Annotated in this window: 13 protein-coding genes; 8 read left to right on the plus strand and 5 right to left on the minus strand. The window is 69.4% G+C overall.

The window, feature by feature from the left end; translation table 11 throughout:
* The 3 genes from KME77_RS24890 to KME77_RS24900 all read left to right on the plus strand — a co-directional run.
* The coding region (locus tag KME77_RS24890; RefSeq protein WP_219471364.1) for a hypothetical protein at window positions 1–541 on the plus strand (541 nt) is incomplete at its 5' end.
* A gap of 11 nt (window positions 542–552) precedes the next feature.
* Window positions 553–1,848, plus strand: coding sequence for a hypothetical protein (locus KME77_RS24895; RefSeq protein WP_219471365.1), 1,296 nt, complete (start codon window positions 553–555; stop codon window positions 1,846–1,848).
* Window positions 1,845–2,720, plus strand: a complete 876-nt coding sequence (locus KME77_RS24900; RefSeq protein ID WP_219471366.1) for a Gfo/Idh/MocA family protein — start codon at window positions 1,845–1,847, stop codon at window positions 2,718–2,720. The genes KME77_RS24895 and KME77_RS24900 overlap by 4 nt, the downstream gene beginning before the upstream one ends.
* Here the strand turns inward: KME77_RS24900 and KME77_RS24905 are convergent.
* The 5 genes from KME77_RS24905 to KME77_RS24920 form a co-directional block, all read right to left on the minus strand.
* Complete coding sequence (locus KME77_RS24905; protein ID WP_219471367.1) at window positions 2,710–3,768, minus strand: acyltransferase family protein; 1,059 nt, start codon at window positions 3,766–3,768, stop codon at window positions 2,710–2,712. The genes KME77_RS24900 and KME77_RS24905 overlap by 11 nt on opposite strands.
* Window positions 3,769–3,831: 63 nt before the next feature.
* Window positions 3,832–4,866, minus strand: coding sequence for a 2-oxoacid:ferredoxin oxidoreductase subunit beta (locus KME77_RS24910; RefSeq protein WP_219471382.1), 1,035 nt, complete (start codon window positions 4,864–4,866; stop codon window positions 3,832–3,834).
* A gap of 4 nt (window positions 4,867–4,870) precedes the next feature.
* Complete coding sequence (locus KME77_RS24915) at window positions 4,871–6,715, minus strand: 2-oxoacid:acceptor oxidoreductase subunit alpha (RefSeq protein ID WP_219471368.1); 1,845 nt, start codon at window positions 6,713–6,715, stop codon at window positions 4,871–4,873.
* A 145-nt stretch (window positions 6,716–6,860) separates the two neighbouring features.
* Window positions 6,861–6,935 carry a putative leader peptide gene (locus tag KME77_RS30565; RefSeq protein WP_372451222.1) on the minus strand — a complete coding sequence of 25 codons (75 nt, stop codon included), beginning with the start codon at window positions 6,933–6,935 and terminating at the stop codon, window positions 6,861–6,863.
* Window positions 6,936–6,968: 33 nt separating this feature from the next.
* Complete coding sequence (locus KME77_RS24920; RefSeq protein WP_219471369.1) at window positions 6,969–8,372, minus strand: polysaccharide deacetylase family protein; 1,404 nt, start codon at window positions 8,370–8,372, stop codon at window positions 6,969–6,971.
* A gap of 118 nt (window positions 8,373–8,490) precedes the next feature.
* Between KME77_RS24920 and KME77_RS24925 the strand changes: the two genes are divergently transcribed.
* From KME77_RS24925 to KME77_RS24945, 5 genes are all read left to right on the plus strand, one after another.
* Entirely contained in the window at window positions 8,491–8,862 is a 372-nt protein-coding gene (locus KME77_RS24925; RefSeq protein ID WP_219471370.1) for an NADH-quinone oxidoreductase subunit A, read from the plus strand.
* A gap of 74 nt (window positions 8,863–8,936) precedes the next feature.
* A complete protein-coding gene (locus KME77_RS24930; RefSeq protein ID WP_443679675.1) occupies window positions 8,937–9,497 on the plus strand; it encodes an NADH-quinone oxidoreductase subunit B in 561 nt (186 codons plus the stop codon).
* Entirely contained in the window at window positions 9,494–10,027 is a 534-nt protein-coding gene (locus KME77_RS24935) for an NADH-quinone oxidoreductase subunit C (protein ID WP_219471371.1), read from the plus strand. The genes KME77_RS24930 and KME77_RS24935 overlap by 4 nt, the downstream gene beginning before the upstream one ends.
* On the plus strand, window positions 10,020–10,970 hold the full coding sequence (gene nuoH, locus KME77_RS24940; RefSeq protein WP_219471372.1) for an NADH-quinone oxidoreductase subunit NuoH: 951 nt from the start codon (window positions 10,020–10,022) through the stop codon (window positions 10,968–10,970). Before KME77_RS24935 ends, nuoH begins: the two co-directional genes overlap by 8 nt.
* A gap of 63 nt (window positions 10,971–11,033) precedes the next feature.
* On the plus strand, window positions 11,034–12,002 hold the full coding sequence (locus tag KME77_RS24945) for a hypothetical protein (protein ID WP_219471373.1): 969 nt from the start codon (window positions 11,034–11,036) through the stop codon (window positions 12,000–12,002).
* The last annotated feature ends 47 nt before the right edge of the window (window positions 12,003–12,049 follow it).

Here is a 12,049-nt window from a genome sequence, read left to right on the forward strand (position 1 = left end):
CGGCGCGACGGTCCGGGGGCTGCGCCCCCTGGACGCCGTCGACGCCCGCCCGCAGCCGGTCTACGCGACCGTCGCGCTCGCCGGCCTCACCCCCGGCCAGGCCGGCGGCGCGGTCATGAGCGCGCTGATCCACGGCGCGCGCGGGATCGTCTACGACGCCCACGGCACCGCCAAGGGGTGCAAGGTGGACAACCTGCTCCGGCACGCCTGCGGCAGGCCGCTCAGGGCCGGCGTCAAGGAGCTCAACCGGCGCATCGCCGAGCTGGCGCCGGTGCTCAACACCCAGTCGTACGCCTACGACTTCGCCCCCGAGCTCGACACCATGCTCAAACGCCACGACGGCGTCTTCTACCTGTTCGTGATGCTCGGCCGAGGCCAGGCGCCCGGCGAGCGCGTGCTGACGGTGCCCAGCGACCTGTCGGCGACGGGCCAGGTGGAGGACGTCCTCGAACGACGGACCATCAAGACCGACAAGGAGGGGCACTTCACCGACACGTTCGGCACGGAGCACAGCTATCACGTCTACCGGATCGCCCCGTAGCTGGGAGGGCCATGACTTCTCGAACGACGAACAGGCGGATCCTGCTGATCTCGGTCACCGCGTTGCTGGTGATCGCGGTGGGCTGGGTCATCGCGCAGGCGAAGTCCAGCCGTGACGTCCTCGGACTGCAGCACATCCCGTGGGAGGGCGGGCCGGCGTACTACGCCCGCTTCAGCGCCCCGGCGGCGGCGGGGTGGACCGATCCATCGTTCTTCCCCGTCGGCGTCTGGTTCGAGGCCGTGGTCGAGGAGCGCGACATCCAACTCGACAAGGAGGCGGGGCTCAACACGTACGTGGAGCTGACCGACAACAGCGACATGGAGCTGGTCCGCAAGTACGGCATGTCCGCCTTCACCAGCAAACCCCTGCCCGGCGCCGGCAAGGAGACGGTCGGCTGGATGATCGCCGACGAGCCCGACATGTTCGCCGGGCCCGGCGACGGCGTCTGGAGCGGCAAGTACGGCGGCGAGGGCCAGGTGTGCCTTCCCGACAAACCGCCCTGCGGATACACCGCGATGCGCACACTCAAGGACAAACTGCCCAAGGACGACGGCCGCCTCCACTACACGAACTACGGCAAGGGCATCGCCATGTGGGAGTCCGACGCCGAGGCCACCAAGTTCGTCAACACCTACACCGACGTCATGTCCACCGACGTGTACTGGTACACCGACAACGGCATCTGCCCGGAGGCCGAGAACTTCATCAAGCTGCCGAAGGACCGCTGCCCCCGCGCCGCCAACTACGGCCAGGTCGTCGAGCGGGGCCGCAACCTGGACGCCAAGGACGGCCGGCTGCAGCCCGTCTACGCCTTCGTCGAGCTGGGCTGGCCCGGCACCAACGGCCTGCGCTCCATCACCGGCGAGGAGCTGCAGGGAGCGGTCATGAGCTCCCTCATCCACGAGGCGCGCGGCATCATCTACTTCAACCACAGCTTCGCCGGCCCCTGCCCGACCCAGCACGTGCTGCGCGAGCCGTGCGCCCAGGAGACGCGCGAGGTCGTGACCGAGCTGAACCGGCACATCCGCACGCTCGCGCCCGTCCTGAACACCCAGTCCTTCTCCTACGCCTTCGCGCCGGGCCTGGACACCATGCTCAAGGAGCTGGACGGCTCCTCGTACGTGTTCGCGATGCCCAAGCTGGGCGCCCAGCCGGGCCGGCAGACGCTGCGGCTGCCCGAGTCGCTGAGGTCGGCCTCCAGCGTGGAGGTGCTGTTCGAGAACAGGACCGTGCCCGTCGAGAACGGCGCCTTCAGCGACGACTTCGCCCGCGAGAACACCTACCACGTCTACAAGGTCACCCCGTGAGCGCGCCGGTGGAGGTCGGGCTGGCCGGAGCCGGTCCGTGGGCGCGCGACTTCCACGCCCCCACGTTCGCCGCGGGCCCCGAGACGCGGCTGGCGGGCGTCTGGAGCAGGCGCGAGCCGGCCGCGCGCACGCTGGCCGAGCGCTTCGGCGTGCCCGCCTTCCCCTCCTACGACGAACTGCTCGAACGCTGCGAGGCCGTCGTCTTCGCCGTCCCGCCCGACGTCCAGCCCGGCCTGGCGGTACGGGCGGCGCGGCGGGGCCGGGCGCTGCTGCTGGAGAAGCCGATCGCGCTGACCGTGGCCGACGCTCGCGAGCTGGCCGACGCCGTGGACGAGGCGGGCGTGGCCACGCAGCTCGTGCTCACCAACCGCTACCGGCCGGCCGTGCGCGAGTTCCTCAAGCAGGCCCGCGGCTTCCCGGCCGTCGGCGCGCAGGCGTGCCAGCTCACGGGGGAGTTCCTGGACGACACGTTCGCCGGCAGCCCGTGGCGCTCGTACGCGGGCGTGCTCTACAACACCGGCCCGCACGGCCTGGACATGCTGGACGCCGCGCTGGGCCGCATCACGGAGGTCAGGCCGGCCGGCAACCGGGCCGGCTTCCTGTCGCTGACCTGCCTGCACGAGAGCGACGCGGTCAGCCAGCTCGCGATCTGCGGCCGGGTGCCGCCGGGCCGCAGGACCCGCTACGAGCTGTACGGGCCGGAGGGGACGCTGGTCCTGGACTCGGGGCTGCTGCCGCGGGACGCGGTGGAGACCAGGGCGACGCTGCGCTCGGAGTTCGCCACCGCGGTCCGCACCGGACGCTCGCACGACATCGACGTGCACCGCGGCCTGCACCTGCAGGAACTGCTGGCCCAGGCCGCTAGGTGGTGATGACGGGCACCGGCCTGCGCTGCCGCAGGCGCATCGCGGGGCGCTCGACCAGGCGCCAGCTCACGGCGGCCAGGGGCAGCACGATCGCGACCGTGGCCGCCAGCACGAGCCAGGGCGAGCGCAGACCGGACTGGACGAGCACCTGCTGGAGCGGGAAGGCCAGCAGGTACGTCCCGTACGACAGGTCGTAGGAGCCGGTCGGCCGGTACAGCCATCTCGGCGACCGGAACGCGACGAGGAAGGTGAGGCAGCTCACCGCGGCGATGGCCGCCAGGTTGGACACCGGCGTGCCCCACAGCAGCGGCCACGCGATCATCACCGGGACGGTCAGCCACAGGGACGGCACCCACCTGATCTCACGGGCCAGCATGCCGATGGCGAAGAAGGCCACGGGCTGCGCGGCGTACGCCGAGACGACCAGGGGGATGAACGGGCCCGCGTACCCGGTCAGGTGGACGACTGTCGCGGCGGCGAGCATGACCAGCGCCAGGCCGATCAGGACCGCCTTGCGGCGCAGCAGCCCGAGCAGGCCCATGACGGCCACGCCGACGTAGCAGAGCACCTCGACCCAGATGGTCCACAATGAGCCGTTGACCGCGTCGGGGTAGGGCAGGCCCGCGAAGACGCCGGGCAGTGAGTAGCTGACCGGCTGGATGAGCAGGCCCCTGACGATGTAGGCCCAGGCGCCGGAGAAGTACCCGGACGCGGTGGTGAGCAGTGGGCCGAGCACCAGCGCGGTGAGGACGATGACGACCGCGTACGCCGGATATATCCGCAGGAAACGCCGTAGCGTGTAGCGGCGGACCGACGGGTCGGACAGCCAGCTCGTGCTGATCAGATAGCCGCTGATCAGGAAGAAGACGCCCACCCCGATGCCGCCGACGCCGATCCCGCTGGCCGGGGTGAGCGGGGTGCCGTGGCCGGTCAGGACCCAGCTGTGCTCGACGATGACCGCGAGCGCCCCGATGAGGCGCAGCAGGTTGAAGGCATTGTCACGTGCACTGTCACGTGCACTGTCATGTGCTGAGCGCTGGTGCGTTTCGGCCACTTCGCAGCCCCCCGCGAGTCCGATGCATCGGCTGTGTATCGGACCGCGGGGAAAAGCGTTACTTCAGCTGATTCGCCAGGTGTCGCCGCCCATGAGCAGCTCGCCCAGGTCGCCGGGGCCCTTCGCGGCCACGGACTCCTCAAGCTGCTCGGCCATCAGCACGTCGTAGGCGGGCCGGTCGACCGAGCGGAAGATGCCGATCGGCACGTGCTCGAACGCCGGCTCGTCCAGCCTGCTCAGCGCGAAGGCCAGCGACGGGTCGGGGTTGTGCGCGTCGTGGACCAGGATCTGGTCCTCGCTCACCCCGGCGCGGTCGGTGACCTCGATGCCGCCGTTGGCCGCCCTGACGACCGCCTTCGACGACGACACGATCGGCTGGCCGTGCTCCAGGCGCAGCGTGATGTCGTCGCGGACCTCGGGGTCCTTGAGCTGCTCGAAGGCGTTGTCGTTGAAGATGTTGCAGTTCTGGTAGATCTCCACCAGCGAGGTGCCGCGGTGGGCGGTGGCCTCGCGCAGCACCGACTGCAGGTGCTTGCGGTCGGAGTCGATCGTGCGGGCCACGAACGACGCCTCGGCGCCGATGGCCAGCGAGATCGGGTTGAACGGCTTGTCCAGCGAGCCCATCGGCGTCGACTTGGTGATCTTGCCGACCTCGGAGGTGGGCGAGTACTGGCCCTTGGTCAGACCGTAGATCCTGTTGTTGAACAGCAGGATGTTGAGGTTGACGTTGCGGCGCAGCGCGTGGATCAGGTGGTTGCCGCCGATCGACAGCGCGTCGCCGTCACCGGTGATCACCCACACGCTCAGGTCCGGCCTGCTGGCCGCCAGGCCCGTGGCGATCGCGGGCGCGCGGCCGTGGATGGAGTGGAAGCCGTAGGTGTTGAGGTAGTACGGGAAGCGCGAGGAGCAGCCGATGCCGGAGACGAACACGATGTTCTCCCGCTTGAGCCCCAGCTCGGGCAGGAAGCTCTGGACCGCGGCCAGGATCGCGTAGTCACCGCAACCCGGGCACCAGCGGACCTCCTGGTCGGACTTGAAGTCCTTCAGGCTCTGCTTGACGTCGGTCTTGGGGACCAGCGACAGGCCCCTGCCGTTCATGAGCTCAGTCACTGTCGATCACGTCCTGGATGACTCCGGCCAGCTCCTCGGCCTTGAACGGGAGCCCGCGCACGCGGTTGTAGCTGATGATGTCGACGAGGAAGCGCGCCCGCAGCAGCAGCGCGAGCTGGCCGAGGTTGATCTCCGGCAACAGCACCTTGTCGTACTTTTTCAGGATCTCGCCGGTGTTGGCGGGCAGCGGGTTGAGATGCCGCAGGTGCGCCTGCGCGACCGTGCCGCCCTCCCGCCTGATCCGGCGCACCGCCGCCGCGATCGGCCCGTACGTGGAGCCCCAGCCCAGCACCAGGACCCTGGCGTCGCCGTCGGGGTCGTCCACGGTGAGGTCGGGCACGTCGATCCCGGCGATCTTGGCCGCCCGGGTGCGGACCATGAGGTCGTGGTTGTTGGGGTCGTAGGAGATGTTGCCCGTGCCGTCGGCCTTCTCGATGCCGCCGATGCGGTGCTCCAGACCTGGCGTGCCGGGGATGGCCCACGGACGGGCCAGCGTCTCGGTGTCCCGCTTGAACGGCAGGAACTCGCCGTCCGCGCCGTTCGGCTCGGTCGTGAAGCTCTGCGAGATGTCCGGCAGCTCGGCGACCTCGGGCAGGCGCCAGGGCTCGGAGCCGTTGGCCAGGTAGCCGTCCGACAGCAGCATGACCGGGGTGCGGTACTTGACCGCGATCCGGGCCGCCTCGATGGCCGCGTCGAAGCAGTCGCTCGGCGACATCGGCGCCACGACCGGCACCGGCGACTCGCCGTTGCGGCCGAACAGCGCCATCAGCAGGTCGGTCTGCTCCGTCTTGGTCGGCATGCCGGTGCTCGGGCCCGCTCGCTGCACGTCCACGACGATCAGCGGCAGCTCGGTGGTCACCGCGAGGCCGACGGTCTCGGCCTTCAGCGCCACGCCGGGGCCGGAGGTCGTGGTCACGCCCAGCGCGCCGCCGAACGCCGCGCCCAGCGCCGCGCCGACGCCGGCGATCTCGTCCTCCGCCTGGAAGGTGCGGATGCCGAACCGCTTGTGCTTGGACAGCTCGTGCAGGATGTCGCTGGCCGGGGTGATCGGGTACGAGCCCAGGAACAGCGGCAGCTTCGACTGCACGCTGGCCGCGATCAGGCCGTAGGCCAGGGCCTGGTTGCCCGAGATGTTGCGGTAGACGCCCGGGGCGAGCCTGGCGGGCTTGATCTCGTACGAGACGGAGAACGACTCGGTGGTCTCCCCGTAGTTCCAGCCGGCCTGGAAGGCCGCGATGTTGGCCTTGGCGATCTCCGGCTTCTTGGCGAACTTCGTCTCCAGGAACTTGATCGTGTGCTCGGTCGGCCGGTGGTAGAGCCACGACAGCAGACCGAGGGCAAACATGTTCTTGGAGCGCTCGGCGTCCTTCTTGGACAGCTCGAAGTTCTCCAGCGCCTTGACCGTCAGCGAGGTCAGCGGCACCGCGTGGATGCGCCACTCGCTCAGCGACTCGTCCTCCAGCGGGCTGGCCGCGTAGCCGACCTTCTGCAGGTTGCGCTTGGTGAACTCGTCGGTGTTGACGATGATGTCGGCGCCGCGCGGCAGGTCGCCCAGGTTGGCCTTGAGCGCGGCCGGGTTCATCGCGACGAGCACGTTGGGCGCGTCGCCGGGCGTCAGGATGTCGTGGTCGGCGAAGTGCAGCTGGAAGCTCGACACACCGGGCAGGGTGCCTGCGGGCGCCCGGATCTCGGCGGGGAAGTTGGGCAGCGTCGAAAGGTCGTTGCCGAATTCCGCCGTGCCCGCCGTGAAGCGGTCTCCGGTGAGCTGCATGCCGTCGCCGGAGTCTCCGGCGAATCGTATGATCACGCGGTCGAGTTGCTGGACCTGCTTCGTCACAGCTCAGTCCTCCTCGACGCGCCAATGCGCGGGTGCTTGTGGCGCGTACTTGTTTCCATGCTAGATCCTCGCGAGGTTCAACACGTTTCCTCGCCACAGAATGCGGGTAAACGCGGTGGCAATCAGGGGATACCGGGAGAACCGCTCAGGGGTGACACAGCCCGGAGGCCATCCTGCACAGGTCCACGTGCAAGCGTGCGAAGAGGACGGTTCTGGTCACGAGCGCCAACTATACGTCCCCCCCGTGCATGCCTTACGTCAAGGGTGCCCTGCGTGTGACGTCCGCCCCTGACCGGTAAAGCCGTCCGGCCTGCATGCCTGTCGTGCCGTACAACTCTGGAACGGTGACGAGGGTGTATCCGTTCCCGCGCAGCTTTTTGAGGACGGCCGGAATCGCGGCAACGGTCGCGCCGCCGGTGTCGCGCAAACGCACGATCGCCCCCGGATGCACCTTCTTGGGAATGTCCTGAGCCTTGCCCTCCACGTCCCATCCGACGAGGGCGAGACCGAGGTGCCGGGCGACGTCCTGGACGTCCTTCGTCACGGCTCCGTACGGGGCGCGGGCCAGCCGGGGCGTCTCGCCGATGGCGGTCGTGACGGCGTCCTCGGCGCGGCCGAACGAGTCGGTGATCCTGCTGCTGGACAGCTTGGACAGGTCGCGGTGGTCCCAGGTGTGGTTGGCCACCAGGTGGCCCTCGGCGCTCATCCTGCGCAGCAGGTCGGGACGGGCGGCGGCGTTCCCGCCGACGGTGAAGAAGGTGGCCCGCGCCTTGGCCTGGTGGAGCTTGTCGAGCAGCTCGGCGGTGTCCGGCCCCGGACTGTCGTCGAAGGTGAGCGCGACGCACTTGGCCGTGGCGCAGTCCACCGAGCCGGCCCGGTTGCTGACCGCGTCGGGGCTCGCGGTGGGGGCGGTCATGGGGATGGCGGCTCTGGGGGCCTCGCGGGCGGCCTCCCGGGCGCGGCGGCCCGTCTCCGAGAGCTCCGCCTGGTCCGCCGGCACGGCCACGGCCAGGCGGCCGAGCGAGCAGGGGCCCACCTGGCAGTCGTCGAACTCCACCACCAGGTCGCCGTCATGGTTGAAGGCCATCGAGTCGAGGTGGTCCGGGGTGAGGCTGATGCCGGGCTGTCGTTCCGCGAGGCGCGTTTCCACCTGCTTGGTGAGGTCTTGTACAGCCGTTTGCCCGGACAGGAGGCCGGTCGAGCCGGTCGCTCTGCCGGTCCCGCGGTCGTACCAGAGGGTCTTGGTGGAGTTGCCCCACCCGGCGCCCAGGTACTGGCCGGTGCGCAGGCGTACGCCGACGACCTGGGGCGACACGGCGGCGAGCTGCCAGTCCACGTTGAGCTCGGGGCCGGCGGCGTGTTCGGTGGCCTGCTCGAAGGCGCGCAAGGTGCGCTCGGTCTCGGCGCGCAGAGCGCTGGTGAGGCGGGGGGCGTCCGGCAGCTGGGGATAGCTGATGTGCACGAAGCCGCTGCCCTTGTCCTTGCTCGGCAGGGTCCTGGGGACCAGGCCGCTCACGGTCGCGGGGTCGACAAAGTCGATCATCGTCGGCTCTGCCGGGACCATGGTGTCGCGCTCGGGCATGGTGTTCGCCAGCCCGCAGCCCGAGGAGGTGAGGGCCAGCAGAGCGATTCCTCCGAAGAATCGCTTTTTGTGCATGAATGTGAGAGTAGAGGATTGATCTTGCGATTTGCCCCGTTTTGGGGTTTTAGGGAGGGAGGCTTGACCGGGTTGTCGGTTTGAGGCCGGGGGACCCTCCCTGGGTTACCATCGCGGCATGGACGGCTACTTCGGGTCGTACGTGCTCGTCGCCGCGCTGCTCGCGATCGGCGTGGCCATCGTGGCCGGGGCCCTCACCGCCAACCGCCTGCTGCGGCCCACCCGGCCGACGGCCGAGAAGCTCACCACGTACGAGTGCGGGGTCGACCCCGTCGGCGACGGATGGGCGCAGTCGCAGGTCCGCTACTACGTCTTCACCTACCTGTACGTGGTCTTCGCCGTCGACGCCGTCTTCCTCTTCCCCTGGGCGACGGTCTTCGACGCGCCCGGGTTCGGGCTGACGACGCTCGTCGAGATGTTCGTCTTCCTGGGGTTCATCGCGCTCGGCATCCTGTACGCCTGGCGCAAGCGGGTCCTCAGCTGGACCTAGCCCCGGTTGTTTTTCGGTTGATCACGGGGGCGGTCCTCTACTCCTGAAGCCGATCACGCGGGACAATGGCCCACATGGCAGCGAAGGATCTCCCGATGCCCACGGTGGGGCCCATCTCGCGCTTGGCCCCCAAGCCGATGCGCTTCGTCCTGAACTGGGGGCGGCGATATTCGCTGTGGGTGTTCAACTTCGGGCTGGCCTGCTGCGCCATCGAGTTCATCGCCACCTCGATGAGCCGGCACGACTTCATCCGCTTCGGGGTGATCCCCTTCGCCAACGGGCCGCGGCAGGCCGACCTCATGATCGTCTCCGGCACCGTGACCGACAAGATGGCCCCGGCCGTGAAACGGCTGTACGAGCAGATGCCCGACCCGAAGTACGTGATCTCCTTCGGGGCCTGCTCCAACTCCGGCGGCCCCTACTGGGACTCCTACTGCGTCACGAACGGCGTCGACCAGATCGTGCCCGTGGACGTGTACGTGCCGGGATGCCCGCCCCGCCCCGAGGCGCTGCTGTACGGGATCATGAAACTGCAGGAGAAGATCGGGCAGGAGCGGCTCAGCGACCGGTACCTGTGGGCACGGCCCCACGGCTCCGCCGACGACGACCCTTCCGCCGACGGAGGCGTGTCATGACGCTGGAGGAACGGTTCGGCGGGCGCGTCACCGTGACCACGTCCTTCGGCGAGAGCACCGTCGACGTCGCGCCGGACGACTGGATCGAGGCGCTGACCTTCCTGCGCGACTCCGGCCACACCTTCTTCGACTGGCTGACCGGGGTCGACGACACGCCCGAGGGGTTCTTCGTGGTCGCCCACGTGTACGACCCCGACTCCTGCGAACGCGTCCTGGTGCGCACCCGGGTGCCGCTCGCCGACCCGCGCCTGCCCACCGCCGTGGGGGTCTACCGGGGGGCCAACTGGCACGAGCGCGAGACGTACGAGATGTTCGGGATCGTCTTCGACGGCCACCCGTACCTGGTGCCGCTGCTGCTGCCGGACGGGTTCGAGGGGCATCCGCTGCGCAAGGACTTCATCCTCGCCGCGCGGGTGGCCAAGCCCTGGCCGGGGGCCAAGGAGCCGGGGGAGTCGGGGCACGGCGCGCCCAGCCGCCGCCGGACACTGCCGCCCGGCGTACCGGCCGACTGGGGGACGCCCGATGCCTGAGCTGCTCGACGTGGTGGTGCGGTTCGTCGTCATCATCGTCGTCTTCCTGGTGCTGCCGCTGATCGTCGGCCAGACCGAGCACAAGGTCATGGCGCACATGCAGTCGCGCCTCGGCCCCATGTACGCGGGCGGCTTCCACGGCTGGGCGCAGCTCATCGCCGACGGGGTGAAGTTCGCGCAGAAGGAGGACGTCATCCCGGCCGCCGCCGACCGGCGCATCTTCATGATCGCCCCTGGCGTGGCGCTGGTGCCGTACCTGCTGGTCATGATCGCCATCCCCGTCGACGACGGCTGGGTCGGCGTGAACCTCGACCTCGGCCTGTTCTTCGTCCTCGCCGTCATGGGCATCGGCGTGCTCGGCTCGATCATGGCGGGCTGGGCGTCGGCCAACAAGTACTCGGTGCTCGGCGGCATGCGCTCGGCCGCCCAGCTCATGTCGTACGAGCTGCCCCTCGTGCTCGCCGCCTCCTCGGTCGCCATGGCGGCCGGGACGCTCTCCCTGCCCGGCATCGTCTCCGCCTGGCAGTGGTGGTGGCTGCCGTGGCAGGCGATCGGCGGCGTGGTGTTCTTCCTGGCCGGGCTCGCCGAGCTGCGCCGGCCGCCGTTCGACATGCCGATCGCCGAGTCCGAGATCATCATGGGCCCGATGACCGAGTACACCGGCATGCGGTTCGCCCTGTTCATGCTCGCCGAGTACGTCGGGATAGTGGTGCTGTCGTTCCTGACCACGGTGCTGTTCCTGGGTGGATGGCACGGGCCGCTGCTGGCGGGGTGGATCTGGACGCTGATCAAGGTGTTCGCGCTGGCGTTCGTGGTGATCTGGCTGCGGGTCAGCTACCCGCGGCTGCGCGAGGACCAGCTGCAGAAGCTGGCCTGGATGGGGCTGGTGCCGCTGGCCCTGGTGCAGCTCGCCCTTACCGGTGTGGTGAAGGTGCTCACCTAGCGGAAACTTCAGGCGCCGTCCATCCGTCGATACCTTCATAGGGGGCTATGGAGGGCGATCTTCATGGGCATTCAACTGCAACCGGAGGCAGGGGCGGTCGCGGGCGATGCCTGCCCCATGACGGTCATGTCGTGGGACGGCGACGCACTGGCGGTCACGGACGCCGCGACCGGACAGTCCTTACGACTGACACCCGCCACTCTCTACAGCTACACCTACGACCAGCACATCACCGTGTCGTTCAACAACACCGAGTGGCGCCCGGTCCACGGCCTGGCGGTGCTCGACGCCGACGGCCTGGTCATGCTCGACCTTCCCGGCAGCTGGCAGTTCGAGCACCTTGCCGACTTCGCCGAACACGCGGGCATCCCGCTGGTCGACGCGCGCGCCGACTCCTTCAACGAGGTTCGCACGGTCCTGGCGGCGCGTGCCCCCGGCTGGCGCCGCCTCCGCGGCCTGACACCCCCTTCTCCGGCCCGCTACCGCAAGCCGCTGGCCGTCGGCGTCGGCGTGGCCGGGCTGGCGGTGATGGTGTACCTGGCCTCGACCGGCATGTGGATGGCCTGGCGAGGGATCTCCACGGTGGGACGCGTTCTTCTGGACGTCCTGGAGGTCAAGTGGCTGGCCGTGGCGTTCAGCCCGGTGCTGCTCTTCCTGAGCCCTGTCTCGTCCCGGATCCGCCGCTGGCGCGCCGACCGCGGCCTGATTCTCGGCTCCACCGGCGGTGCTCACCTCTCCGTCCGCTCCGACGAGAAGATCCGCATCGGTCGTGGGAAGGAGAGCACCCTCGACATCGAGATCGGCGAGAGGGCGGGGGACGCGTCGAGTCTCCTGCTGTACCGCTACGAGGATCTGACCGGCCTCTTCATCCTCGACAACCGCGGCGAGCCCGTACACCACCTTCCCGGCCACTGGCTCCCGGACGCCGTCAACCGCTTCGCCTCCCGTCACGAGCTGCCCCTGGCGATGCACTCGATCTCCCGCGAGGAATACCTGACCCTGGCCCGCGCCTGCCGGTCGGCCACCCCCTGACCCTGGGTACGCGCGAGCCGGTCGGCCCGTCGGTCACCCTCGGACTC

The organism is Nonomuraea rhizosphaerae (assembly GCF_019396405.1).
Lineage (GTDB): Bacteria > Actinomycetota > Actinomycetes > Streptosporangiales > Streptosporangiaceae > Nonomuraea > Nonomuraea rhizosphaerae.

Coding starts and splice junctions, on each gene's coding strand:
- KME77_RS24895 (WP_219471365.1), top strand. CDS start 553: ATGACTTCTCGAACGACGAACAGGCGGATCCTGCTGATCTCGGTCACC.
- KME77_RS24910 (WP_219471382.1), bottom strand. CDS start 4,866: ATGAACGGCAGGGGCCTGTCGCTGGTCCCCAAGACCGACGTCAAGCAG.
- KME77_RS24920 (WP_219471369.1), bottom strand. CDS start 8,372: ATGCACAAAAAGCGATTCTTCGGAGGAATCGCTCTGCTGGCCCTCACC.
- KME77_RS24925 (WP_219471370.1), top strand. CDS start 8,491: ATGGACGGCTACTTCGGGTCGTACGTGCTCGTCGCCGCGCTGCTCGCG.
- KME77_RS24930 (WP_443679675.1), top strand. CDS start 8,937: ATGGCAGCGAAGGATCTCCCGATGCCCACGGTGGGGCCCATCTCGCGC.
- KME77_RS24935 (WP_219471371.1), top strand. CDS start 9,494: ATGACGCTGGAGGAACGGTTCGGCGGGCGCGTCACCGTGACCACGTCC.
- nuoH (WP_219471372.1), top strand. CDS start 10,020: ATGCCTGAGCTGCTCGACGTGGTGGTGCGGTTCGTCGTCATCATCGTC.
- KME77_RS24945 (WP_219471373.1), top strand. CDS start 11,034: ATGGGCATTCAACTGCAACCGGAGGCAGGGGCGGTCGCGGGCGATGCC.